This is a genomic window from Serratia sp. CY40230 (genome assembly GCF_052168835.1).
In the GTDB taxonomy this organism is placed as follows: Bacteria; Pseudomonadota; Gammaproteobacteria; order Enterobacterales; family Enterobacteriaceae; genus Serratia; species Serratia nematodiphila.
Map to the genome: position 1 here is coordinate 1,260,877 of NZ_JBJNLX010000001.1, position 23,755 is coordinate 1,284,631.

A 23,755-nucleotide genomic window follows, 5' to 3' on the forward strand; every position below is an offset into this window, starting at 1 on the left:
TCCGCGAGATATAAAAAAAGCAGCGTCGGGTTACCGATGCTGCTTTATTTCGAACGAAAATCTCGTTCCCAAGGTGTTTCAGTGACTTTCCAATGACTCAACCTTGCCATCTGCTTCAACGCTGTGTCAGTTGCCCAACATCTCATCAATGAAGTCTTTCCAGTTTCCTAATTCACGATCAACCATAATACTTTACAACCTCAATTATTTGACGAAGCGGATTCTACGCCTGTTTTTTGACCATGTGAAGGGAAACGGGAACGATGCCGGGCTCGGAAACCGGGCTTAGCGCACATTTTCGTATTTATCTGATCAATGTTCAGTGCAGCTATTCCCTTGTGATATCAATTTCTCCACGATAGCGTGTAAAAGGTATAAAAATACGCCAATGGAGCCCAGATCATGTCCACTTCTTTGTCTCTCTTAGAGTTAAAAACGCACGGCCGCTATCAGGAAGCCACTGCGCTGGCGTTACGGCAGCTGGCGGCGGAGCCGGAAGCGGCAACGCTGCACTTTCAGCTGGCCTGCCTGTATGACGTACAGGGCCTGGAGCAACAGGCCATTCCCTGTTACCTCGCGGCGTTGGCTCGCGATTTGCCGCCCGCCCAACGCCGCGAGGCCTGGCTGGGTCTCGGCAGCACCTACCGCGCCCTGGGAGAATATCCGGCGTCGCTACGGGCTTTCGACGACGGCCTGGCCGAGTTCCCGCAGGCCAACGAGCTGATGCTGTTTCGCGCCATGGCGCTGTACAACCTGGGTGAAAATAAACGGGCCGTGACCGATCTGTTGCTGCTGCTGGCGGAAACCTCGTCAGACCCCGACATCCGCGGTTATCAACGCGCCATTCGGCACTATGCCGCCGATCTCAGTCTTATCGGTTAGAGGAAAACGATGGAAATTATCACCGACCCGAGCCGCCGCGCCATCGACTGGCAGCGGCTGTGTGAATTGCTGGAGGCCGCCGGGCTGGGCAAGCGCGATCCGCACACCTTGCGGCGCGTTTACCAACACAGCCAGTTTTGCTATTGGGGGTTTATCGGCGACGAGTTGATCGCCACTGCACATGCCATCAGCGATCTGACATCGATCGCTTATCTGGCGGACGTGGCGATCGATCCGCGCTTTCAGGGACAAGGGCTGGGGCGCAGGTTGATGGATCGGGTGATGCAAGATCTGGCGCCGCTCGGCAAGATTTTCATCTATTCCGTGCCGGAAAAGCTCGCCTTCTATAAAAAGTACGGCTTTCACGATTTGACCACCGGCATGGTGTATGCGGACGGCGCTGCGCTGCAGCGCCTGCAACAAGGAGGCTACGTGCGTTAAACGTGCATCATAAGGTTTTGCTCATAAAGATACGGCGGGTTCCCGGCGGCAAGCAAGGCACTTCACCCATACGCTGCCAGCCATGCCGTTGATAAAAATCCGGCGCCTGAAAGCTGATAGTGTACAACACGGCGGAAAGGCAACCGCGCCGGCGGCCTTCCTGCTCGAAACGGCGCAACAGTTCGCTGCCCAACCCCGCGCCGCGCAGCGCTTCCGGCAGATAAAAGAGCTCGAGAAACAGCAGCCCTAACGATGAGCGTCCGGTAATCCCTCCCAGAACTTCCCCACTGTCGGGATCTCTTACCACCACCGCCAGCGGCAGACGATCGCCGTAGCCGATATGTTGATCGTTAAAACGATCCAATCCCTCCGCGATACAGGACGTTATTTCCTGCGTTACCCGCTCGGAAATTTCGATATGACATTTTTTCACGCCGGTTCTCCGGATCAATCATCCATGTTCACACTCTGATTACAGCTTAAAACATCGCAGTTTCTTTGTTTAGAATTATCTTTGTCTCAATTTCAACGTTAATTTTTTCATGACCTCAGCGCCGACTCTGATGACGTTCAAAATAAAGCCACTCATCGTGATAAAACCAAGAAAAATCTTAGTTATTAATTCGTTAAGCCTAAACAGCCACCCTCAAATGATCGTCAAAACCGATCATTTTACATATTTTGATAGCCTTGATCTATGTTAATTCCTTTTAATTACCGCGGTATTAATAGAAGATGTCTATTCTATTAACCTTACCTTGCTTAAAAATCCGGTTGAAAAAAAGATTTACTCTTTATAAATCATGCTAGTATATAACCTTCCCTTCAAAGCTCGCGCCCAGATAACGCTCATTCATTTGCGGCGCAAGAAAAGTTCAACATGCAATTATTTGGATTATTTCTTTTTTTATGTTTTAAGATAGCCATCCTCACCGGGAAATAAAAAGTAAAGGATTATAATAAAATGGAAATTGATATTTTCAGCGAGTGTGCTTATACCACCGTCGGCATCCGACAACTCATTAACCAAACCTGGGCGGAAAAACGCGCGCCGGCTGGCTTTAGCCGCAAAAGGGTCTGCTTTATCGATGTCACCATCGCCAACTTTGAAGCGCGTTACCGCGATGAATATGCCAACCCCAATACCTACAAAATAATCATTATCACCGACTGTCTGCATGAGATGGTGATTGTCGACAATAAGACCATTATATTATCAAACCTTATATCATTGAGCCGCTTCAGCCACCTGATCGGCGACTTATATAAGCGTTACAGTCACTATACCGAGCCGCCGCAACTCTCTCAGCGCGAATCGCATTTTCTCTCGGAGTGGTCGACGGGAAAATCGCTGGCCGACATCAGCAATGCCATGAATATCAGAAATAAAACCGCCAATCATTACAAATCACGAATCATGAAAAAACTCGGCACCAGCAGGATAAAACCGCTGTTGCATATTACCCGCGTACGGTGTTTGACCGAGCGTTTAAACATAAGAATCAATAAAGATTAATTCTCTCTCCCCCGCGCCGCATTGGCGGCAGAACGCGTTCGCCGGCGTCTTTTAACAGCGCCGCCGGCGAAGATCGCCGTTTCATCAATTTGCCAACCTCTCTCCCTGGCGCCCAATCGTCTCTCGCGCGCATCGTTGTCTGGATCTCGCCGCCGCTTTACTGGCATTATCTCTGCTATCGCCGGGCGGCGAGAAGGCCTAAGACCGCGCCCGCCGCTCAGTATCGACTCGACGAGACAGGTAGCTTTACGCCATGGCAAATAAACCGCAACAGACAACGCTGACGATGTACGGCATCAAAAACTGCGACACCATCAAAAAAGCCCGCCGCTGGCTGGAAGATCAAGGCATAGCCTATCATTTTCACGACTACCGCGCCGACGGCCTGACCGAACAGCAACTGCGCGGTTTCGTCGCGCAACTGGGTTGGGAGCCGCTGCTCAATACCCGCGGCACCACCTGGCGCAAGCTGGATGAAGCGCAGCGCAACGCCTGTGATAACGCCGACGCCGCCATCGCGCTGATGCTGGCGCAGCCGGCAATCATTAAACGTCCGCTGCTGGACGACGGCAACGGCCACGCTCTGCTCGGTTTCAACGCCGACGCTTACCAACAATTTATCGCCGAGGTTGCCGTATGACTTGCCCGGTTATCGAACTGGCCCAGCAGTTGATCAAACGCCCTTCCCTCAGCCCGAATGACGAAGGCTGCCAGCAACTGATGATCGAACGCCTGCAGGCGATCGGCTTCACCGTCGAAGCCATGGACTTCGAAGACACCCAAAACTTCTGGGCCTGGCGCGGTGAAGGGCAAACTCTGGCGTTTGCCGGGCACACCGACGTAGTGCCGACCGGCGATGAAAAACGCTGGGACAACCCGCCGTTTGAACCGGCAATCCGCGATGGCATGCTGTATGGCCGCGGCGCGGCGGACATGAAAGGCTCGTTGGCCGCGATGGTGGTGGCCGCGGAACGCTTTGTCGCCGCCAACCCGAATCACCGGGGCCGCCTGGCATTTCTGATCACTTCGGATGAAGAAGCCAGCGCCACCCACGGCACGGTTAAAGTGGTCGAAGCGCTGATGGCGCGCAACGAGCGGCTGGATTACTGCCTGGTCGGCGAGCCGTCCAGCACCGAACGCGTCGGCGACGTGGTGAAAAACGGCCGTCGCGGCTCCATCACCGCCAACCTGCATATCCACGGCGTACAGGGGCACGTCGCCTATCCGCATCTGGCAGACAACCCGGTGCACCGCGCCATGCCGGCGCTGAATGAACTGGTGGCGATCGAATGGGATCGCGGCAACGAGTTCTTCCCGCCGACCAGCATGCAGATCGCCAACGTGCAGGCCGGCACCGGCAGCAACAACGTGATCCCGGGCGATCTCTACGTGCAGTTCAACTTCCGGTTCAGCACCGAACTCACCGACGCGATGATCAAGCAGCGCGTGGAAGAGCTGCTGGAACGCCACCAGTTGAATTACAGCATCGAATGGCGGCTGTCCGGTCAACCGTTCCTCACCTCGCGCGGCGCGCTGGTGGATGCGGTGGTCAACGCCGTCGAGCACTATTCTGAATTGACGCCGCAGCTGCTGACCACCGGCGGCACCTCCGACGGCCGCTTCATCGCGCAGATGGGCGCGCAGGTGGTGGAACTGGGGCCGGTCAACGCCACCATCCACAAGGTCAACGAATGTGTCAACGCCGCGGATCTGCAGCTGCTGAGCCGCATGTATCAACGCATCATGGAGCAATTGGTCGCATGATCACCGCAGAAATGCTCACCGGCCGTTCGACCGAACACCTGGCGCCGCTGAGCGGCAACCATCGGCTGCAGCCGCAGGCGGTCAATGCCTTCCTGGCGATGCAGCAGGCCGCGCGTGAAGCCGGATTCGATCTCCAGCCCGCCAGCACCTTCCGCGACTTCGACCGCCAGTTGGCGATTTGGAATGGCAAATTCTGCGGCCAGCGGCCAGTATTAGATAAGGACAGTCAACCGATCGACGTCGCGCCGCTGTCCGCCGCCGAACGCTGTGAGGCGATCCTGCGCTGGTCAGCCCTGCCTGGCGCCAGCCGCCATCACTGGGGCAGCGATTTGGACGTGTACGATCCGTCGCTGTTGCCGGAAGGGCAAAAGCTGCAGCTGGAGCCGTGGGAATATGAAGAAGGCGGTTACTTTGCGCCGCTCAACCAGTGGCTGACGGCGCATATGGCCGAGTTCGGTTTCTATCGCCCCTTTACCGAAGACAGCGGCGGCGTGGCGGTGGAGCCGTGGCATCTAAGCTACCGGCCGCTGGCGCAAGAGGCTGAACATTTGCTGACCCCGGCGTTGTTGCTGGCGGCCTGGCAAGACAAGGAGGTCGCCGGTGTCGAATGGCTCGAACGCCATCTGCCCTCGATTTTTTCGCGTTTCATACGCAGTGAAGGAAAGGAGTAGCTATGCAATGGTTAGCTGATTACTGGTGGATTATTCTGCTGGTTCTGGTGGGGATGGTCGTCAGCGGCATCAAGGAACTGCGCCGCGTCGACGTGAAAAGCTATCTGGCCAACAAGCCGGAGATACCGCCGCACCGCGACAACAACGCCCAGTGGGATGACGAAGACGACTGGCCGAAAAAGAAATGACATCAGGGCGCTCATCGGCGCCCTGAGTTTTTAGCGAAAGGCGATCAGCTCGCCGCGCTTGCCGGACAATGCCTCGTCCCAGTAGCGCTGCGGCACGTAATAATGCAGCCTTTCCAGCGCGGCGTTCATCATGCCCTGATTGATCGCATGCCCGACGTTCTCTTCCACGTCGAGCGTGAAATCCACGCCGTTGGCCCGTAACGCTTCCGCCGCCGCGTGAGCGTGTTGCACCGCGATCACCGCGTCCTCTTCACCGTGGATCAAATGCACCACGCTGTCGCCGAAAGCCTGCTCAGGCAACTGGGCGAAACGCCCGCTGAACGCGACCACGCGCCCGGCCAGCCGGGTTTCCGCTTTTAACGCCTCAAGTGCCATGATCGCCCCCTGCGAGAACCCCACCAGAGCAGTGCCGGCATAGCCCACGCCGCTCAGCTGCTGCCAATGACGCACCACGGCCACAAACTGCGGCATCACGTCTGCGATGCGGGCCGCGCGGTTCTCTTCGGTCACGTCCTGTACCGAAAACCACTGGCGCCCGGCGCCGTTGCCAAACGCTTCGGGACCACCGATGCTCACCACCTGGGCCTGAGGAAAGTCTTTGGCGAAGTAGCTGCCGATCTCCCCCATCGCCACCGGGTTGTCGCCGACACCGTGAAACAGCAAGATCAGCTGCGCCGCCGGGGTCGCCGGGCTTTGGACAACGAAATGCTCATGTTTCATCGATGACTCCTTAATAGTAACCAAACCTGGTGTGGCGACAGTCGCCGCCACACCGCTGACAGTGACTATACGCCGTTGAGAAATCGGGAAAATCGGGTTTTATTGAGCGAGTTATTCAATTTATTGCAACGACTGCACCCAGTCGCGCCAGTAGCGGCAGTGTTGCGCATTCAACTGTTCCAGCGCCTGCGCCGTTTCGTGCCGCCAGTGGCGCAGCAAGGCTTTCTGGCCGCTTACGCCCGCCTGCTCCACGCAGGCCGCCGGGGATTGCCGCCGTTGCAGGTGGCCGCGCAGCGCGGGCAGCGGCAGACTGCTGGCCAACAGCAAACGCTGCAATGCCCCCAGGCTGGCCTCCAGCGGCCGATGGGCGAAAGCGAACCCGGCCAGTTCGCGCCAGTCCTCTTCGCCGAGCGACGTGTCGCCGTCATCGCCCGGGATCGCCAGCGAAAGCTCGATACGCTGCCGCAGCCAGGGCCAGTCGCGCGCCAGATGCTTGTGCGCCGCGTGCCGCAGCGCCTCCCCTTGCTCGCTCAGGGGCAAGATAGCCATCGCGGTATAACAGCCGCTGCTGGCCTCCGGCTTGCTGCCGATGCGCACCAGCTCGAAACCGCAGGATTGCCAAAAGCGCCACAGCGGCTCGGTATAGCCGAAGCTGACCGACAGGAAATCCAGCCCCTGCGCCTGGCGGCGTTGCCGCTCGACCAGCTGACGCGCGATACCCTGCCGCCGCAACGTCGGCAGCGTCGCGATGCGGGTAATGCGCCGTGACCGCAGCGTCGGCGCCCACCACTGGCCGCCATGCGCCGCCAGCGACTGCGCCACCAGGTTGCCGCGCGGCCGGCGGCGGCCGGCCCACACGTCGTGCGCCAACTCGGCGCTCAACCCGCCCTCTTCCGCCAGCCACACGGCGCCGACCACCTCCTGTCCGGCCTGCGCCAGCCCGAAATGCATGCCGGGCGCGTCCATCAGCCGGCGTAAGTCCAGCGGCGAGGTGCGGTAATGCGCGCTGCTCAGCAGAGCATAGAAACGCGCCAGCCGCTGCGGATCGGCGCACAGTTCACGCTGCTCCGCCTGGCTGTAATCGATCGCCTGGCCATCAACCGGCCAGGCGGGCAGCTCGTTGAACAACAGCGCATTGTCCGTGACCCGTTCCAACGCATCCCCCTGCGCCCAGCGCATCGGCTGTTGCAGACTCAACGACTGATAGGACGGCAGCCCGGCGCAAAACTTCAGCAGAAAACCGCGGCCGGTGCCTTCATAGCCCTGCACCGTGGTGGTCAGCAACACGCGTGGGAAATAGCCGATCAGCTGTTGCAACAACGGCGCGGGGATCGCCGCCGCTTCATCCACCAGCAGCCAGCCCACGTCACTGACGTCCCCCTCCCGGCACTGCGCCAGCAAGGCATCGGGCGCCCAAAACTGTGCGCGCCCCTGCGCCCATTCCCCGGCCACCTCTGTGGCGGCGCGGCTCGGCCCGGTGATCCAGCAGGTCAGCGGCGACTGCGCCATCAGCATGCCGGCCAGCGTCGATTTACCGCGGCCGCGGGCGGCGGTCAGCACCCACACGCCGGACTCGGCCTGCAATAACGCCGTCAAGATCGCCTGTTGTTCCTCGGTCGGCCCGCCATCCGGCGGCTGCCAACCCTCACGCGCCGGCAGCGCGGCCAGCGTCATGGGCTCATCCTGCCGCCAGACAGTCACTTCGCTGTCGTCGGCCAAATGATGCTGCAGATGATGAATGAAATGCGGCGTGGTGATCGGCTGCGGACAATCGCTCCAGCGCAGGCTGTCGCCGTCCGGCAACTGAGGCCATTGCCGCCAGGGCGGCGTCAACAGCAGCAGCCAGCTGCCGGCGCGCAATGCGCCGCACAGCGCCGCCAACGCCTCCACGTCCAGCGAGTGACCGGCGTCGAACACCGCGTGCAGCCGCTCCTGCCCCAGCAATTGGCGCACCGCGCGGCTCGGCAAAGCCGCCTGGCCGGGCGGCGGATTCTCCCCGACCCACGGCCAGTCGCCGGGCAACGTCGCCGCCAGCCGCTGCGCCTGTTCGCGGCACCACTCGGGTTCACCGCTGAGCACCAGCAGGCGCCGGATGCCCTGCCGCCGCATGAGTTGTTGCGCTGCCTGTAGCATAAGGCTGTATCTCAATTCGAAAAAAATGCCGGAGTCAGGCTCCGGCACTTGAGGTGTTAACGGGATGCGAAGGTGTTGCAGGTATTGGGATCGCCGCTGTCGAAGCCCTGTTTAAACCAGGTGTAGCGCTGCTGCGAAGTGCCGTGGGTGAAGCTGTCCGGCACAACGCGACCCTGGCTCTGCTGCTGCAACCGGTCGTCGCCAATCGCCTGCGCGGCATTCAGCGCCGCCTGCAGGTCGCCCTCTTCCAACATCTGCTGCTTCTCGGCGTATTTGCCCCACACGCCGGCGAAGCAGTCCGCCTGCAGCTCCATTTTCACCGACAGGCGGTTCACTTCCGCCTGGCTGGCGCCTTGCTGCATCTGGCGCACCTTCGGCTCGATGCCCAGCAGGTTCTGCACGTGGTGGCCGACTTCGTGCGCCACCACATAGGCCTGAGCGAAATCACCGCCGGCGCCCAGCTTGGTCTTCATGTCCTGATAGAAAGACAGATCGATATACACCGTTCTGTCGCCCGGGCAGTAGAACGGCCCCATCGCCGACTGACCGGTGCCGCAGCTGGTGCGCGTTACGCCGCGATACATCACCAGCTTCGGCGGTTGATAGGTTTTGCCCATGCGCTGGAAAATCTCTTTCCAGTTATCCTCGGTCGAAGCCAGCACCACTGAGGTGAATTTGGCCAGTTCATCGTCTTTCGGACTGATGTTGGCGCTCTGTTGTTGACCCTGCGGTGCGACGTTACCGCCGTTCAACAGCGGCGACAGATCGATGCCGTAATAACCGGCCACCAGCACCACCACCAGAATGACGATGCCGCCCTTGCCACCCACCGGCACGCGGAAACCGCCGCCACCGCCGCCCAAACCTGAAGACTGCCCGCGACGATCCTCAACATTGTCACTTTCCCGACGCCCTTGCCAACGCATAAATACACTCCAGATATTTCCCCTGCTCGTTGAAGTTGCGCCGCGATCGTAAGCGCAAAGGCAGCTTCAAGCCTGAGTGGGATAGGTTTTAGTCATCTCACATCCATCATTATAAATGGTCTGCCGCGGAGGAAATGTAGAAATTTTCTGGAAAAACGCAGAATAGCGGGACGATCCGGCCGGATCGCCCCGAATGGCGGTGCCGACGCTTAGTCGAGTTTCACGCCGATGCGGCGCGCCACTTCTTCGTAGGCTTCGATCAGGCCGCCCAGGCTTTGACGGAAACGGTCTTTGTCCATCTTGTCCAGGGTGTTTTTGTCCCACAGGCGGCTGCCGTCCGGCGAGAACTCATCGCCCAGCACTACTTCACCGTTGAACAGACCGAACTCCAGTTTGAAGTCGACCAGGATCAGGCCGGCGTCGTCGAACAGCTGGGTCAACACGTCGTTGGCGCGGTAGCTCAGCTCGCGCATGCGCGCCAGATGCTCTTTGCTCACCCAGCCAAAGGTTTCGCAGTAGGATTCGTTCACCATCGGATCGTGCATGGCGTCGTTTTTCAGGAACAGATCGAACAGCGGCGGGTTCAGCACCAGACCTTCTTCAATGCCCAGACGCTTCACCAGCGAACCGGCGGCGCGGTTGCGGATCACGCACTCCACCGGCACCATGTCCAATTTCTTCACCAGCACTTCGTTGTCGGACAGCAGACGCTCCATCTGGGTCGGGATGCCGGCTTCTTCCAGTTTGCTCATGATGAAATGGTTAAACTTGTTGTTCACCATGCCTTTGCGATCGAACTGCTCAATGCGCTGACCATCCAGTGCTGACGTATCGTTGCGGAACTCCAACACCAACAGATCGGGATTCTCGGTGGTGTAAACGGTTTTTGCCTTTCCGCGATACAGCTCAGCTAGCTTTTGCATCTTACTTACTCCAGTGATGTATCCCCGTTGTCTCCCGAGCGCGGCCCGAAATTAGGGGGTATAGAATTGACCTAATGAATTCTTTGGCGTGCCGGACACTATTGTGCCAAACCTGCGACGCAAACGATACCGTATAGACAAAACAAAAAGGGGCCGAAGCCCCTTTTTGATTAGTTAACGCTGGTTTTGCTGAAGGCTGACTGGAATGCCGCCACCAGTGCGTCGTTTTTCGACTGGGTGAGCGGTTTGCCTTTCGGATCGATGAATTGCAGGCTGGTGCGGTTGTTGAGATCGCCGACCTGCAGTTTGTAATCGCCTTCCGTCAGTTCAGGATCCTTGACGCCCAACGCATCCCAATCGCTGCTGCTCAGGGACTTGTAGGTCACGGCGACGGTGCCCTGCGGACGGCTGCGGTCACCCACTTTCATCCCCAGTTTTTCGAGCGCCGGCGGCAGGCGATCCCACACGACGGTGTACGGGCCGCGCACCACCAGCATCGGCAGGCCGGTATCATCGGCACCGCTCTGCACGTCCAGCGCGCCGAAGCGGCTGGCCGTCTGGGAGCTCGCCAGGTTATCCTGCTTGTCCAGGCCTTCGATCAGGGTGTTGATCATCATGCCGTTGTAGCGCTGGATCTCAGACTGATCGGTCACCTGTTCGGTCTTGCCCTGCTGCTGCAGGCCAACGCTTTTCACCACCAGCGCCTGCTGATAGCCCTGCTGCTGCACGCTGATCTGATAACGGCCTTCGTACTGGTTGTCTTCGTCCAGACGGTTCCACTTCACCCAGTCGGTGGTCAGGGTCTGACCGGCGTCCTGACGGGAAGCGATCGCGATGTTCTTCGCCTGCAGCAGGCTGACGACGCGTGACCACAGGTTCTGGTTCTGCGGGCTGTTTTCCAGCAGCAGCGTGCCGCTGTCGCCGGCGTATTGCGCGCGTGAACCGCTCAGCAGCGCCAACGGCTGCACCGGCGGACGAATGTCCAACTGCTTGCCGACGTTGCCTTGCACCGTTGTGGCCGGCACGTCATAGTTGCCGCTCTGCACCGGCAGGATCATGCCGGACGGCGCGTTCAGCGCCTTGAGCGGAGCCGCGTCGAGGTAGGCCTCGTCGCCGCTGACCTGGCGCTTGTAGCGCTGATCGCTGCTGCAGGCTGCCAGCATCATCACCAATGAGATGCCCACTACTTTTGCTACCGTCGACTTTTGCAATGAATAAGCCATCAAATTTCCCTTAGAGTTACAGCAAGCCGACGCTTTTCAGCGCGCGCTCCACCACCGGGCGGGCGGCTTCGCTCAACGGCGTCATCGGCAGACGCAGCGTATCGGTTGCCATCAATCCCAACGCCTTACAGGCCCACTTCACCGGAATTGGGTTTGCTTCTACAAATAGATCCTGATGCAACGGCATCAAGCGCTGGTTTAAGCGACGCGCTTCGGCAAATTTGCCCTGCGCCGCCAGCGCGCAAAGTTCCGCCATCTCGCGCGCGGCCACGTTGGCCGTCACGGAAATCACCCCTTTGCCGCCCAGTTGCATGAAGTCCAGCCCGCTGGCGTCGTCGCCGCTCAGCAAAATGAAATCTTCATCGTCAACCAGCACTTGGATCTGACTAACGCGACTTAAGTTCCCCGTCGCTTCTTTTACAGCAACAATATTCTTGATTTTCGCCAGCCGAGCGATGGTCGGCGGCAGCATGTCGCAGCCGGTGCGCGAAGGCACGTTATACAGGATCTGCGGCAGTTCGGTGCTCTCTGCGATCGCCTTAAAGTGCTGATACAGCCCTTCCTGCGTCGGCTTATTGTAGTACGGCGTTACCGTCAGGCAGCCCACCACGCCGGTGTTGGCGAAGCGGGTGGTGAGCGCGATGGCTTCGGCGGTGGCGTTGGCGCCGGTGCCGGCGATCACCGGAATGCGGCCATCGGCCAACTCCAGCGTCTGCAGCACCACGTCAACGTGCTCGTCATGGGCAAGCGTTGCGGACTCGCCGGTGGTCCCTACGGAAACGATCGCCGCGGTGCCACTGGCTACATGATAATCGATCAATTTTTTCAGGCTCGCGCGATCGACAGCACCTTTGTCGTCCATCGGCGTAACCAGTGCAACAATACTTCCCGTAAACATTGGCCGTCCCCTCCACAAACAAGTCACTCATGGTACTTTTGCTGCCTATCCAAAAGCAAGCGCACAACCGCGTTGTAAGCGCTTGGCAGGCGGTTTTTTTTATGTTTACCATGGTAACCCCATTAAGCACGACAGGAAGCGCTATTTTGCCTCAGTCAGACGAACACTATCTCGTGATTACCGCGCTCGGCGCCGACCGCCCCGGAATCGTCAATACCATCACCCGCCACGTCAGCAGTTGCGGATGCAATATCGAAGATAGCCGTCTGGCCATGCTGGGAGAGGAGTTCACGTTCATCATGCTGCTGTCCGGCAGTTGGAACGCCATCACCCTGATCGAATCCACCCTGCCGCAAAAAGGCGCGGAGCTGGATCTGCTGATCGTGATGAAGCGCACAAACTCGCACGAAAGGCCGCCGATGCCGGCCACGGTGTGGGTGCAGGTGGAAGTGAAGGACTCGCCGCACATCATCGAACGCTTTACCGATTTGTTCGACTCCAGCCAGATGAATATCGCCGAACTGGTCTCGCGCACACAGCCGGCGGACGGCGACCTGCCGCCGCAGCTGTATATCCAAATTACCGCCCACAGCTCCGGCGATCGGGACGCCTCAAATATTGAGCAAGCCTTCCATCGCCTATGTACAGAATTGAACGCGCAAGGCAGTATTAGCGTGGTGAACTATCCACAGCATGACGAGAAAGATGGAGAGTAGTGATGAGCCCATTGAAAGCCGGTGACACAGCGCCGAAATTTAGTTTGCCTGACCAGGACGGTGAGGAAATTAATTTGGCCGACTTCCAGGGACAGCGAGTATTGGTCTATTTCTATCCGAAGGCGATGACGCCGGGCTGCACCGTGCAAGCCTGCGGCCTGCGGGACAACATGGACGAATTAAAAAAGGTCGGCGTCGAAGTGCTGGGCATCAGCACCGACAAACCGGAAAAACTGTCGCGCTTCGCCGAAAAGGAGCTGCTCAACTTCACGCTGTTGTCTGATGAAGATCATCAGGTGTCACAACAGTTTGGCGTGTGGGGCGAGAAAACCTTCATGGGCAAGACCTACGACGGCATTCACCGCATCAGCTTCCTGATCGATGCCAACGGCAAGATTGAAAAAGTGTTTGATGATTTCAAAACCACCAATCACCACGACATCGTTCTGAACTACCTGCAGCAGTAATTCTCACGAAGCGCAGCGGCCTGCTGCGCTTCGTTTCTTCCCTGTCAGTCGGCCTTGCCTTCCACCTCGACCCGCAGTTCATCCGGCCAGGCATGGATCACCGCCTTCACCAGCGTCGCCAGCGGTATGGCAAAAAACACGCCCCAAAAGCCCCACATCCCGCCGAACACGATCACCGACAGGATAATCACCAGCGGATGCAGGTTGACCGCCTCGGAGAACAAAATGGGCACCAACAGGTTGCCGTCCAGCCCCTGCACCACCAGGTAGGCGACGATCAGCGTCCAGAAATCGGCGCCGATGCCCCACTGGAACAGCGCCACCACCACCACCGGTATGGTGACCAGCACCGCGCCGATGTAGGGGATCAGCACCGAGAACCCCACCAGCACCGCCAGCAGCAGCGAGTAGCGCATGTCCAGCACGGCGAACACCAGGTAAGTCGCCACGCCGACAATCACCATCTCCAGCACCTTGCCGCGAATGTAGTTGGTGATCTGCTGATTCATCTCGTTCCAGACCTGCCCCGCCAGGCCGCGATTGCGCGGCAGCACGCGGCGCACCGCGTTCAGCAGCTGTTCTTTGTCCTTCAGCAGGAAGAACATCATCATCGGCACCAGGATCAGATAGATAGCCAACGTCAGCAGGCCGACCAGCGACGCCAGCGAGAATTTCACCACCGATTCGCCCATGCCGGACAACCGGCTGCGCAGGTTTTCCGCCATCATGTCGATGATGCCGGCATCCACCAGCGCCGGATAACGCTTCGGCAGCGTCGCGGCGAAGTTATAGAACTGATTGAGCATGCCCGGCAGATCGCTCATCAAATTGATGCCCTGCTGCCAGGCGGTCGGCGCGACGACGAACACCAGCAGCATGGCGACGCCCGCGAACACCAGCAGCATGATGCTCGCCGCCCAGGTGCGCGAACAGCCGATGCGCTGCAGGCGCGCGGTCGGCCACTCGAGCAGATACGCCAGCACGATGGCAACCAGCAACGGGGTCAGAATGCCGTGCAAAAAATAGAGAATAAGGAACCCGGCAACCAGGATCACCAGCAGCGCGATGGCCTGAGGATCGGTGAAGCGGCGGCGGTACCACTGTAATAACATCTCCAGCATCAGAGCGAGCTCCTTGAGATTTGGCGGGCGGGCATGGCGATTCCTGTGATGGGCCTGATTAAAGCATAGATAGAACGGGCGCACGCGGGATGTGCAAAGCACTCAGAGTACTCAAAGTTCGCCATACATCAACAGCGATTTGGCTGATTTTATCGCGCGGGCAGGCGATCGACGCAAAAATCCGCAGACGCGGCGACGGGCTCGATGAGCGGCCCCGAGCGGGGCCGCGGAAGATTACAGCGAAGTAGCGATAGAAAGGGGCGAACCGACCGCCAATGCGAACAACAACACACAGCCAATCGCGATCGCCGCCGCCAGATCATTTTTCATTGTCCCGTCCCCTGATGCTTAAACTGGTTATCGTCACGAACTCTGTCGGTTCTACGTTCACGGCCTTTTCCGATGCACGTCATTAAAAACCCCCGCCTAAGCGGGGGAGAAAACGTTCTGGTGCATCAAGTGTTACAAGGAGGTCATGAGGGATTGCTAACCCTAAATGACTATTTCAAGCTAGGATTATTCCCAGAACATGGCAAGCGATCGCGTCGAGGTTATCCGCACTTTGAGATAAACCTCATAAAAAAATCCCGCACGGCAGCGGGATGAAGGGATGATAACGTCATGAATTTTTTATGCGGACAATGAGGCGGTATTGTCGTCATTTGGCGACAATACCGCGCCGGCAAGGTGGTCACAAGGGAAATTTGGCCACGGTGAGGAAATCAGAATTTCGCCAATGCCCGCGATCGTGCGCCCGTCAGCATCAACGAAAAAAATGGGATTTTCGTCAGACAGCCACCGGGAAAAAACCGGTAGCATGGCCGATATAATCCCAAATGCCGTAGGGGGAAAAATGAACAGCAAACCGTGTGAATTTGATGAAGCCATCTGTCTGGCGATCGGGCGTGGCGTTTGCGAAGTCGTCAAGATAGGAGATGAAATCAGCATCTTCTCCCTGCTGGAAGCCATCGAGAGCTTCATCGAACGGCAGACGCTCAGCGAAAGCGAAATCGCGGCGGCGGACGACGCGCTGGATTTGATCACCGGTTTAGTCCGCCGCCAGTGCTGACGCCTGTTACGAGGCGCGGCCGATGAGCCGTTGCTCTACCGTGACGCCGGGCATCATTTGCCGTAAACCGGCAATCAATTCGTCGCCCGCCTCGTGCAGCGCCGCCAACGGCATCGCCGGCAGGCTCTCCAGGATGAACCACATCCGCTCGGCCTCGGCGCTCAACCGGGTTCTGACCCCCTGGCGCCAATTCCAGCGGCGGCAGGTCACGCCGCGATCGTCACGCCAAACCACTTCACCCGCCTCCGGCGATTCATGGATCACCGCCCCCTCCTTGACGGTATCAAACAGTTCGCTGCCATCCGCGATAATCAGCCGCGGCTCGCCGACATAGGCCGCGATATTCTCCCCCCCCACCGGCACCGCATAACGAATGCTGACGGCGTTGTAGAGATCGACTACCGGATCGATGCTGGGTATCGTGCCGTCGCGCAACGCGCGCTTGCGCAGGGCGTCGGCGGAACAGGGCGTACGCTTGGGTTTGGCGCCAAACTGCATGAAAACCTCGCGCCAGGCCGTGAGATGCGCCTCTGCCCAGGGGGCGTCTTCCTCGGCGAGAGCGCGACAGGCTTGCGTCAACGCCAATGCCCCTACGTTCGGATGGGCCATGGGAGCCGCAACCGCGGTAATGCTTAACGCCCGGAAACCGGGTGCCAGCGCAGCGACGGCCGGATCGATTGACGGATCGACTAAAATCATTGAATAATCCTATATTGACCATTTTATTGCATAATATTGACCGATGAACGCAAAAGTCAACAGACCGACCGAGTTCGGCGCCGACGTGCAAACCGTCAGCGAAGCGGTGTCGCACCGCATCAAGCAACAGAGAAAAAGCCAAAAGCTATCGCTGGATGAACTGTCGCGCCGGGCGGGCGTCAGCAAAGGCATGCTGGTGGAGATCGAGAAAGGCACCGCCAATCCCAGCATCGCCATCCTGTGCAAACTCGCGGCGGCGCTGGGCCTGTCGGTGGCGGACATCGTCAACGTCACCCGCGCGCCTGCCGCCTACCTGATTGAAAGCCAAGATATTCCCACGCTGTGGCATGGCGATCGCGGCGGCTCGGCACGTTTGCTCGCGGGCACCCAAGGCCCGAACATGATAGAACTGTGGCGGTGGGAAATGGCGCCGGGGGAAGCCTATGCATCGGGCGGCCACCCGACGGGCACCTTCGAGCTGCTGCACGTTGAGCGAGGCGTCTTGAGCCTTGCCGTCGAACAGACCGAGCTCAGGATTGCGCCGGGCTGTTCGGCGGTCGCCAAAACGGACGGCCCACATCGGTACGCCAACGAAGGCGAAGACACGCTGATTTTCACCATGACGGTCGCCGAACTGCACGCCTGAACGGCGACCCTGACCTGAACGCTTGCATAGGAGAAGAGCCATCATGACAACCCCTGCCCCACGGGAGTGGCAGCGTGCGGACTATCTCATCAGCACCGATCCTGCCCTGCTGGATCTCGATGCCATCCATGCATTTCTGACCCGTTCGTCATGGGCAGAGGGCATTGACAAAGAGACCGTTCGCCAGTCCCTCGCCCACAGCTTGTGTTTCGGTTTGTATCACGGCGCCAGGCAAATCGGTTTCGCCCGGCTGGTCACCGATTACGCCACTTTCGGCTATCTGTGCGACGTGTACGTGCTGGAAACATTCCAAAAAAGCGGGCTGGGCCTGTGGCTGGCGGAATGTTGCCAGGCCCATCCGCTGATGGCGACGCTGAGGCGAGTCATGCTGGTCACCAGCACCGCCCCCTGGCTCTATGAAAAAGTGGGCTATAGCGCCATCAACCGCCCCGACTTTGTCTGGCAGATCGCCCGGCCGGACATCTACCGACGGTAATGCTATTTCAGCGCCTGCTCGGCCAGCAGCCCGAGGGCGATGACGATCATCGCCGCGCCAGAGATGCGCCCCACCACCTTCGCGGCCTGCGGACGCGTGCGCAGCACCGACTGCGAACCAAACCCCACCAGCAGATACACCAGGCCGCAGCTGATCAAATGCACGACGCCCAACGCCAGCATCTGCATCGGCACCGACCATTCGGCTCGGGCGTCGGTAAATTGTGGCAGCAGCGCCAGAAACAGCAGAAACACCTTGGGGTTCAGCCCGCTGACGCACACGCCTTTGCCGGCCCAGCGCAGCCAGGAATCGGAACGCTGATCTTCACCGGCGCCGGGCACCGGCGGGTGCAACAGCATGTTGAAACCGATCCACAAGAGGTAAGCCGCCCCCAACAGGGTGAGCGCCGTCAGCGCCAGCGGGTTGCCGACCAGCAGCGCGCCGACGCCCGCCACCACGATCGCAATCATCAACAAATGGCCAAACAGCAAACCGGCGACGGCAGGTACCACCACGCGGCCGCGAATACCCGCCGAGATCACATAGGCCCAATCCATACCCGGCGTGATCACCAACAAAATCGACACCGCCCAAAACGCGGCGAACAGAGCGAGCGTCATGCCGGCGCCCTCTCAAACGCACCGCGCCACACCGAACAGAGAACCATTGCGCTTTCCTCGTGGAAGAAGAACGGCCTCCGCCTGCCGCGGCGGCCGTCAAAACCGTTCAACAGATGGCAAGAATATCCTCATGACGTTAAAATGTGCTTTCAATTACTTGCCTGAAATCGGCATAAACGGGGAAATTTTTCCAAATGGATAAGATTGATCGCAAGATTCTTGCTGAACTGCAGACCGACGGCCGGTTGTCGGTGACCGAACTGGCCGAGCGGATCGGTTTGAGCGTGTCCCCCTGTCACCGCCGGGTGCGGGCATTAGAGGAGTCCGGGGTGATCAGGGGTTACCGCGCCCAACTCGATCCCGGCAGCCTGGGCTATAACTTTTCCGCCCTGGTGTTCGTCACCATGCGCGAAGGCGATCGCCGCGCCGTTGAAACCTTCGAAAACGCCATGGTGGACATTCCGCAGGTGGTGCAGGCACAGCGGTTGTTTGGCGATCCCGACTATCTGCTGCACGTTATCGCCCGCGATCTGCCCGCCTTCCAGCAACTTTACGACGAGAAGCTCTCTGCCCTGCCGGGCGTGCAGCGCCTGAGCTCCACGCTGGTGATGAAAACCGTGGTGCCGGAGCGTTCGTTCCTGCCGTTGGGAAAATGACGACGGGAACGTTGCCGCTCCCGTTTTGACGACCTTAAGGCACAATTACGAAATCCGGATTGGCGATGGCGAACAGCGCCTCGCGATCCGCCGCCGGTGGATAAATCCACTGCGTGTTGATCTCCTGCTTAATCTTTTTGCCTTCCTGGCGGGTAAAGCGCACCTGGCGCTGCCAGCCTTCGGTATAGAGCGCGCCCCAGGGCCCCAGATCCAGGCAGGTCACATACTTCGGCTGGCTGTACGGATGCGTCGGCAACCCCGCCAGCTCCGCCGCCGCATTATGGCCGGCCACGCGGCCAAGGCTCATCGCATGCTGGCAGGTCATCAGGTTGTGATTACCGAGATCGTCGGTCGCCGCCTTCACCGTATCGCCGGTCACGAAAATGCCCGCCGCCGCCGGCGCACGCAGGAAGGCATCGCCGATCACCCGGCCGCTGCCGTCGCGCTCGCCAGGGATCTGCTCGGTCAGCGGATGCGCCCGCACGCCCGCCGCCAGGATCACCGTGTTGGCAGCGATACGCTCACCGTTCGACAGCATCACTCCCTCAGCGTCGATGGCCGAGACGCGCAGGCCGGCCCGCGCTTCCACGCCGCACTCCGCCAACGCCTGGCGTATCACCGCCCCCGGCTCTGCCCCCATCCCCGCGCCTACTTCCGGCGCGGTATCGACGATCACCACGCGCACGTTCTCGTCTTTGCCCAGCGCATCCCGCAGCCGCTGCGGCATCTCCGCCGCGCTCTCCAGCCCGGTCAGCCCCGCGCCCACCACCACGGCGGTGTTGCGCGCAGGCGTCGAAGGTTTGGCCGCCAGCGCATTGATATGGGCGCCCAAACGCTGAGCGCTTTCCAGCGTATCGACGTTGAAACCGTATTCGGCAAAGCCCGGCACCGCAGGCACGGACAGCCGGCTGCCGGTGGCCCACACCAAGCGATCGTAGGCCAACTCAAGGGGTTCCCCCGCCGTCGGCGCCACCGTGAGCGTTTTAGCAGCGGCATCGATACGCTCAACAACCCCGGCCAGGTGCCGCACGCCAACGGCGGCGAGCTGCGCGGAAATGTCCGGGTTCATGTTTTCCAACACCGCTTCATACAGGCGCGGGCGGATGGTGAGCGTTGGGGTCGGCGAGACCATGAGCACCTCGATATCGTCATGCTTACCGGCGAGGGTAATGGCGCGCATGGCGGACACGGCGGCCCAAAAACCGGCAAAACCGGAACCGGCAATCACTATTTTCTGCGTCATGGGATGACTCCTTCATACAGGGTTAACCGGGCGATAAGGCTTGCCCGCAGTGTTTTCGGATGAACGATGCCGTTCCGCTCCCGTAGCAGGGTGCAGAAGGCCCGCCCGCCCCTTCCGAGGAGGCGGGAAAAAGTGTGTTTGCTTTCTTTAGGGAAAGGCGGAGCTTAGGTTTTGGCCCGCGCCGTTTTGCCGCTGCGCGCGGTGCGTTCCGTCATGCGTTCGTCGAGCCAGAGGTTGACCTCACCGAAGAAGCCTTGCGGCGCTTTGCGGCCAAAGCGGGCCGCGACGGCGCCGAGGGTCTGCGCCGCCAGCGCATCGCGCATCGCCTTCTCCGCCTGCAGCATCACCGCATGGATAGCGCATTTGCCGGAGACCGCCCAATCCGGCGGGGAATCATCGAACACCGCACAGCGCCCGCGCACCTCCTGGCAATCGAACAGCGGCTTGTGCCCCTCGATGGCGTCGATAATTTCCAGAAAACTGATCTCGTCCGCCGGACGGGCCAGCCGGTAACCGCCGCGCACCCCTTCGCTGGCGGCGACGATCCCCGCCTTTTCCAGCTTGGGAAAAATCTTGGCCAGAAAGCTGGGGGAGATGCCTTGCAGCTCGGCGAGTTCGCGGCTGCTGAGCGCGCGCTGATTATCGCCGACCAGCCACAGCAGGCAGTGGATGCCATATTCAACGCTGGTTGTGATGTACGCCATATGTCCGTTTTCGACCGTCAGTGAATCTTCAATAACGCAGACTATATGAGTCTGCGTTTATCTTGTCAATAAAACGCGGATCAACTTTGTCCGCGTTTAATCCAAAATGCATGTCGCCAGCGACGAAAAAGCGCCCTTCAAAATGAAAAATAAAACTTTTTTGCTCGATTCGCGCTCGGCTAACGTTTCCTTGTCGCCTACGGCTGACTATGATGTGATGGGTACCGCCGCCGCGGTTTGTGAGCCGCCGCACTTTCGCGCGGATTGCGCCGCGGGAATAAAGAACTCTTGTCTGCTGCTGACGTCTTAGAAATGATTATTTAAGGGAAACGCCTGACTATGACCAACCGGTTGACCAAAACCGCGTTAGCGGTGCTGCTGCTCAGCACGCTGAACGCCACCGCCCTGGCGCCAGCACAGGCGGAAAGCCAGGACCAGTTGCCGGATATGGGCACCTCCGCCGGCGGCACCCTGAGCATCGGACAAGAGCTGGCGATGGGCGATTTCTATGTGCGCCAACTGCGCGCCAGCGCCCCGCTGATCAACGATCCGCTGCTGAGCCAGTACATCAATCAGCTGGGCAACCGGCTGGTGGCCAGCGCCTATTCGGTGCGCACGCCGTTCCATTTCTATCTGGTGCGCAACGACGAGATCAACGCCTTCGCCTTCTTCGGCGGCAACGTGGTGCTGCACTCCGCGCTATTTCGCGTCAGCGACAACGAAAGCCAGCTGGCTTCGGTGCTGGCGCACGAAATCTCGCACGTTACCCAGCGCCACCTGGCGCGCGCCATGGAAGATCAGCAGCGCAACGCCCCGCTGACCTGGGTGGGCGCACTCGGTTCCATTCTGCTGGCGATGGCCAACCCGACCATGGGCATGGCGGCGCTGAGCGGCACCATGGCTGGCACCCAGCAGGGCATGATCAGCTTTACCCAATCGAACGAACAGGAAGCCGACCGCATCGGCATTCAGGTGCTGCAGCGCGCCGGTTTCGATCCGGAAGCCATGCCCGACTTCCTGCAGAAACTCTCGGATCAGTCGCGTTACGCCTCCAAGCCGCCGGAAATGCTGCTGACGCACCCGTTGCCGGACAGCCGCCTCTCCGACGCGCGCAACCGCGCCAACCAGATGCCGAAACACATCGTGCAGTCTTCGCAGGACTACCTGATGGCCAAGGTGCGCGCCCTGGGCATGTACAGCTCGGAAGGCTACGGCCTGAACGAAGAGCTGCTCGGCTCACTCAGCAAGGGCAACGTGCGCGAACAGGCGGCCGCCAAATACGGCCGCGCCATTCTGTTCTATGAAGCGAAAAAATACGACGACGCGCGCAACCTCATTCAGCCGATGCTGGCGCAGGATGCGAAAAACGTCTGGCTGATCGACCTGATGACCGACATCGATCTCGGTCAGAAACGCGCGCCGCAGGCCATCGCCCGCCTGCAGGCGGCCAACGCCGCCCAGAACAACAACCCGGTGCTGCAGCTCAATCTGGCCAACGCCTATGTCGAAGGCAACCAGCCGGCGCAGGCGTCGAAGATCCTGAACCGCTACACCTTTGCCCATCCGGACGATCCGAACGGCTGGGATCTGCTGGCGCAGGCCAGCGCCGCTCAGGGGCTGCGCGATGAAGAGCTGTCGGCCCGCGCCGAAAGCCTGGCGCTGACCGGCCGGCTCGATCAGGCCATCGGCCTGCTCAGCAATGCCAGCTCGCTGCAGAAACTCGGCAGCCTGAAACAGGCGCGCTACGATGCGCGCATCGACCAGCTGCGCCAACTGCAACAGCGCTTCCGCCAATACCAGCGCAGCTGATTCAACAAGGAATGAACGCCATGAAAAACGTCACGATTTACCACAACCCGCGCTGCTCCAAGAGCCGTGAAACCCTGGCGCTGCTGGAGCAGCACGGTGTCGATCCCAAGGTGGTGCTGTACCTCGAAACGCCCCCTACGGTCGATGAGCTGAAAAAGCTGTTGAAGGAACTGGGCTTCACATCCGCGCGCGAGCTGATGCGCAAAAAAGAAGATCTGTACAAGGAATTGAAGCTGGCGGACGACAGCCTGAGCGAAGAGCAACTGCTGGCGGCGATGACGGCGAACCCGAAACTGATCGAACGCCCGATCGTGGTGAAAGGCAGCAAGGCGCGCATCGGCCGGCCACCGGAGCAGGTGCTGGAGATTTTGTAAATTCGAATTCGGGCGCGGACTATTGCGCCCTTTCTTTTACGGTAGCGGCTACAGCCCCAGGATCTCTTTAACGAACGGAATGGTGAGCTTGCGTTGGGCAGTGATCGAGGCGCGATCGAGCTGATCGAGGGTCATAAACAGCGTGCGCATCTCGCGATCCAGCCGCTTCAGCAGGAAGCGGCCCACGTCTTCCGGCAGCTCGAAGCCGCGCAGTTTGCCGCGCAGCTGCAGCGCCAGCAGCTTCTCTTCGTCCGACAGCGGCTGCAGCTTGTAGATCTGCCCCCAGTCCAGACGCGAAGCCAGATCCGGTAAACGCAGGTTCAGCTGACGCGGCGGGCGATCCCCGGTGATGAACAAACGGGTGCGGCCGGTTTCCAGGATGCGGTTGTAAAGGTTGAAGATCGCCATCTCCCACTCTTCGTCGCCGGCGATGCATTCGATATTGTCGATGCAGACCAGCGCCAGCTGTTCCATGCCGTCCAACACTTCAGGCACGAAGTAAGCGCGCTTGTCGAGCGGCACATAGCCCACCGCTTCCCCCTTCTGCGAAAGCTCGGCGCAGGCCGCATGCAGCAAATGGCTGCGCCCGCCGCCTTCACGCGACCAGAAATAGATATAGCTGCCATGTTCCTGACGGACGGCGGATTGGATCGCGGCTAATAGGGATGGGTTCTCGCCCGGATAAAAACTGGCGAAAGTTTCATCATCGGGAAGATAAAGTGGCAGTGAAAGCTGTGCCGGCGTATTCAGAGAAGCACCTCAACCAAAACTGGCAGAAAAACGTGGGCAGTTTAACACAGAAAACGGGCGCTGTTGAACCGGCAGGATCTTATGCCGCAATAGTGAACAA

At 59.6% G+C, this 23,755-nt stretch carries 29 protein-coding genes; 15 read left to right on the top strand and 14 right to left on the bottom strand.

Translation table 11 applies throughout. The features are described from left to right. Positions 1 to 126: 126 nt before the first annotated feature. On the bottom strand, positions 127 to 186 hold the full coding sequence (gene ypfM / locus ACJ8IJ_RS05965; RefSeq protein WP_100396732.1) for a protein YpfM: 60 nt from the start codon (positions 184 to 186) through the stop codon (positions 127 to 129). A gap of 216 nt (positions 187 to 402) precedes the next feature. Between ypfM and ACJ8IJ_RS05970 the strand changes: the two genes are divergently transcribed. Then, on the top strand, positions 403 to 882 hold the full coding sequence (locus tag ACJ8IJ_RS05970) for a tetratricopeptide repeat protein (RefSeq protein WP_154870963.1): 480 nt from the start codon (positions 403 to 405) through the stop codon (positions 880 to 882). Positions 883 to 891: 9 nt separating this feature from the next. Further along, complete coding sequence (locus ACJ8IJ_RS05975) at positions 892 to 1,323, top strand: GNAT family N-acetyltransferase (RefSeq protein ID WP_442518351.1); 432 nt, start codon at positions 892 to 894, stop codon at positions 1,321 to 1,323. 7 nt (positions 1,324 to 1,330) lie between these two features. Here the strand turns inward: ACJ8IJ_RS05975 and ACJ8IJ_RS05980 are convergent, their stop codons facing one another. Continuing rightward, positions 1,331 to 1,756 carry a GNAT family N-acetyltransferase gene (locus ACJ8IJ_RS05980; protein WP_004941737.1) on the bottom strand — a complete coding sequence of 142 codons (426 nt, stop codon included), beginning with the start codon at positions 1,754 to 1,756 and terminating at the stop codon, positions 1,331 to 1,333. 531 nt (positions 1,757 to 2,287) lie between these two features. Here ACJ8IJ_RS05980 and ACJ8IJ_RS05985 point away from each other — a divergent pair. The 5 genes from ACJ8IJ_RS05985 (at position 2,288) to ACJ8IJ_RS06005 (ending at position 5,462) form a co-directional block, all read left to right on the top strand. Then, on the top strand, positions 2,288 to 2,839 hold the full coding sequence (locus ACJ8IJ_RS05985) for a LuxR C-terminal-related transcriptional regulator (protein WP_049186664.1): 552 nt from the start codon (positions 2,288 to 2,290) through the stop codon (positions 2,837 to 2,839). A gap of 253 nt (positions 2,840 to 3,092) precedes the next feature. After that, positions 3,093 to 3,479, top strand: a complete 387-nt coding sequence (locus ACJ8IJ_RS05990) for an ArsC family reductase (RefSeq protein WP_004941730.1) — start codon at positions 3,093 to 3,095, stop codon at positions 3,477 to 3,479. Continuing rightward, positions 3,476 to 4,603, top strand: coding sequence for a succinyl-diaminopimelate desuccinylase (dapE, locus tag ACJ8IJ_RS05995; RefSeq protein ID WP_004941726.1), 1,128 nt, complete (start codon positions 3,476 to 3,478; stop codon positions 4,601 to 4,603). The genes ACJ8IJ_RS05990 and dapE overlap by 4 nt, the downstream gene beginning before the upstream one ends. Next, positions 4,600 to 5,274 (top strand): M15 family metallopeptidase, encoded by a 675-nt coding sequence (locus ACJ8IJ_RS06000; RefSeq protein WP_004941723.1) that lies wholly within the window; start codon positions 4,600 to 4,602, stop codon positions 5,272 to 5,274. The genes dapE and ACJ8IJ_RS06000 overlap by 4 nt, the downstream gene beginning before the upstream one ends. A gap of 2 nt (positions 5,275 to 5,276) precedes the next feature. Further along, on the top strand, positions 5,277 to 5,462 hold the full coding sequence (locus ACJ8IJ_RS06005) for a YpfN family protein (RefSeq protein WP_004941720.1): 186 nt from the start codon (positions 5,277 to 5,279) through the stop codon (positions 5,460 to 5,462). Between the two features lie 30 nt (positions 5,463 to 5,492). Here ACJ8IJ_RS06005 and ypfH read toward each other — a convergent pair whose 3' ends face one another. The 6 genes from ypfH to dapA all read right to left on the bottom strand — a co-directional run bounded on the left by ypfH (position 5,493) and on the right by dapA (position 12,285). Further along, positions 5,493 to 6,182: an esterase gene (ypfH, locus tag ACJ8IJ_RS06010; RefSeq protein WP_015378704.1), complete on the bottom strand. Its 690-nt coding sequence runs from the start codon at positions 6,180 to 6,182 to the stop codon at positions 5,493 to 5,495. Between the two features lie 120 nt (positions 6,183 to 6,302). After that, positions 6,303 to 8,315: a tRNA(Met) cytidine acetyltransferase TmcA gene (locus ACJ8IJ_RS06015; protein WP_342579265.1), complete on the bottom strand. Its 2,013-nt coding sequence runs from the start codon at positions 8,313 to 8,315 to the stop codon at positions 6,303 to 6,305. Positions 8,316 to 8,371: 56 nt separating this feature from the next. Further along, positions 8,372 to 9,241: a KPN_02809 family neutral zinc metallopeptidase gene (gene ypfJ, locus ACJ8IJ_RS06020; protein ID WP_031299899.1), complete on the bottom strand. Its 870-nt coding sequence runs from the start codon at positions 9,239 to 9,241 to the stop codon at positions 8,372 to 8,374. Between the two features lie 209 nt (positions 9,242 to 9,450). Next, the gene (gene purC / locus ACJ8IJ_RS06025; RefSeq protein ID WP_004941708.1) at positions 9,451 to 10,164 is read right to left on the bottom strand and encodes a phosphoribosylaminoimidazolesuccinocarboxamide synthase; all 714 of its coding nucleotides are present in this window, start codon (positions 10,162 to 10,164) and stop codon (positions 9,451 to 9,453) included. A 170-nt stretch (positions 10,165 to 10,334) separates the two neighbouring features. After that, a complete protein-coding gene (bamC, locus tag ACJ8IJ_RS06030; RefSeq protein WP_015378707.1) occupies positions 10,335 to 11,387 on the bottom strand; it encodes an outer membrane protein assembly factor BamC in 1,053 nt (350 codons plus the stop codon). Positions 11,388 to 11,403: 16 nt separating this feature from the next. Then, positions 11,404 to 12,285, bottom strand: coding sequence for a 4-hydroxy-tetrahydrodipicolinate synthase (dapA, locus tag ACJ8IJ_RS06035; protein ID WP_004941701.1), 882 nt, complete (start codon positions 12,283 to 12,285; stop codon positions 11,404 to 11,406). A gap of 110 nt (positions 12,286 to 12,395) precedes the next feature. Between dapA and ACJ8IJ_RS06040 the strand changes: the two genes are divergently transcribed. Both ACJ8IJ_RS06040 and bcp read left to right on the top strand, forming a co-directional pair. Further along, positions 12,396 to 13,001 carry a glycine cleavage system transcriptional repressor gene (locus ACJ8IJ_RS06040; RefSeq protein WP_369783268.1) on the top strand — a complete coding sequence of 202 codons (606 nt, stop codon included), beginning with the start codon at positions 12,396 to 12,398 and terminating at the stop codon, positions 12,999 to 13,001. A 2-nt stretch (positions 13,002 to 13,003) separates the two neighbouring features. After that, entirely contained in the window at positions 13,004 to 13,468 is a 465-nt protein-coding gene (gene bcp, locus ACJ8IJ_RS06045; protein ID WP_015378709.1) for a thioredoxin-dependent thiol peroxidase, read from the top strand. A gap of 44 nt (positions 13,469 to 13,512) precedes the next feature. Here the strand turns inward: bcp and ACJ8IJ_RS06050 are convergent, their stop codons facing one another. Continuing rightward, positions 13,513 to 14,589 (bottom strand): AI-2E family transporter, encoded by a 1,077-nt coding sequence (locus ACJ8IJ_RS06050; protein ID WP_049186668.1) that lies wholly within the window; start codon positions 14,587 to 14,589, stop codon positions 13,513 to 13,515. An 853-nt stretch (positions 14,590 to 15,442) separates the two neighbouring features. Here ACJ8IJ_RS06050 and ACJ8IJ_RS06055 point away from each other — a divergent pair. Further along, positions 15,443 to 15,658 (top strand): hypothetical protein, encoded by a 216-nt coding sequence (locus ACJ8IJ_RS06055; RefSeq protein ID WP_131165022.1) that lies wholly within the window; start codon positions 15,443 to 15,445, stop codon positions 15,656 to 15,658. Positions 15,659 to 15,664: 6 nt separating this feature from the next. Here ACJ8IJ_RS06055 and ACJ8IJ_RS06060 read toward each other — a convergent pair whose 3' ends face one another. Continuing rightward, complete coding sequence (locus ACJ8IJ_RS06060; RefSeq protein ID WP_004941683.1) at positions 15,665 to 16,357, bottom strand: B3/B4 domain-containing protein; 693 nt, start codon at positions 16,355 to 16,357, stop codon at positions 15,665 to 15,667. 43 nt (positions 16,358 to 16,400) lie between these two features. Here ACJ8IJ_RS06060 and ACJ8IJ_RS06065 point away from each other — a divergent pair, with 43 nt between their 5' ends. Continuing rightward, positions 16,401 to 17,003, top strand: a complete 603-nt coding sequence (locus tag ACJ8IJ_RS06065; RefSeq protein ID WP_131165024.1) for an XRE family transcriptional regulator — start codon at positions 16,401 to 16,403, stop codon at positions 17,001 to 17,003. Between the two features lie 43 nt (positions 17,004 to 17,046). Then, positions 17,047 to 17,499 carry a GNAT family N-acetyltransferase gene (locus ACJ8IJ_RS06070; protein ID WP_004941678.1) on the top strand — a complete coding sequence of 151 codons (453 nt, stop codon included), beginning with the start codon at positions 17,047 to 17,049 and terminating at the stop codon, positions 17,497 to 17,499. Positions 17,500 to 17,501: 2 nt separating this feature from the next. Here the strand turns inward: ACJ8IJ_RS06070 and ACJ8IJ_RS06075 are convergent, their stop codons facing one another. Continuing rightward, positions 17,502 to 18,119, bottom strand: coding sequence for a LysE family translocator (locus ACJ8IJ_RS06075; RefSeq protein ID WP_004941674.1), 618 nt, complete (start codon positions 18,117 to 18,119; stop codon positions 17,502 to 17,504). Between the two features lie 194 nt (positions 18,120 to 18,313). Here ACJ8IJ_RS06075 and ACJ8IJ_RS06080 point away from each other — a divergent pair, with 194 nt between their 5' ends. Continuing rightward, entirely contained in the window at positions 18,314 to 18,775 is a 462-nt protein-coding gene (locus tag ACJ8IJ_RS06080; protein ID WP_021504394.1) for an Lrp/AsnC family transcriptional regulator, read from the top strand. A gap of 34 nt (positions 18,776 to 18,809) precedes the next feature. On the opposite strand, the gene ACJ8IJ_RS06085 is transcribed toward ACJ8IJ_RS06080, so the two are convergent. Both ACJ8IJ_RS06085 and ACJ8IJ_RS06090 read right to left on the bottom strand, forming a co-directional pair. Continuing rightward, on the bottom strand, positions 18,810 to 20,018 hold the full coding sequence (locus tag ACJ8IJ_RS06085) for an NAD(P)/FAD-dependent oxidoreductase (protein ID WP_346596303.1): 1,209 nt from the start codon (positions 20,016 to 20,018) through the stop codon (positions 18,810 to 18,812). 164 nt (positions 20,019 to 20,182) lie between these two features. Continuing rightward, the gene (locus ACJ8IJ_RS06090) at positions 20,183 to 20,722 is read right to left on the bottom strand and encodes an RrF2 family transcriptional regulator (protein WP_004941666.1); all 540 of its coding nucleotides are present in this window, start codon (positions 20,720 to 20,722) and stop codon (positions 20,183 to 20,185) included. A 339-nt stretch (positions 20,723 to 21,061) separates the two neighbouring features. On the opposite strand from ACJ8IJ_RS06090, the gene ACJ8IJ_RS06095 reads away from it, so the two are divergent. Together ACJ8IJ_RS06095 and arsC are read left to right on the top strand one after the other, a co-directional pair. Further along, positions 21,062 to 22,531 (top strand): beta-barrel assembly-enhancing protease, encoded by a 1,470-nt coding sequence (locus ACJ8IJ_RS06095; protein WP_131165025.1) that lies wholly within the window; start codon positions 21,062 to 21,064, stop codon positions 22,529 to 22,531. A 20-nt stretch (positions 22,532 to 22,551) separates the two neighbouring features. Next, on the top strand, positions 22,552 to 22,905 hold the full coding sequence (gene arsC, locus ACJ8IJ_RS06100) for an arsenate reductase (glutaredoxin) (RefSeq protein ID WP_004941660.1): 354 nt from the start codon (positions 22,552 to 22,554) through the stop codon (positions 22,903 to 22,905). 48 nt (positions 22,906 to 22,953) lie between these two features. Here arsC and hda read toward each other — a convergent pair whose 3' ends face one another. Beyond that, positions 22,954 to 23,655: a DnaA inactivator Hda gene (gene hda, locus ACJ8IJ_RS06105; protein ID WP_025159568.1), complete on the bottom strand. Its 702-nt coding sequence runs from the start codon at positions 23,653 to 23,655 to the stop codon at positions 22,954 to 22,956. Positions 23,656 to 23,755 lie beyond the last annotated feature (100 nt).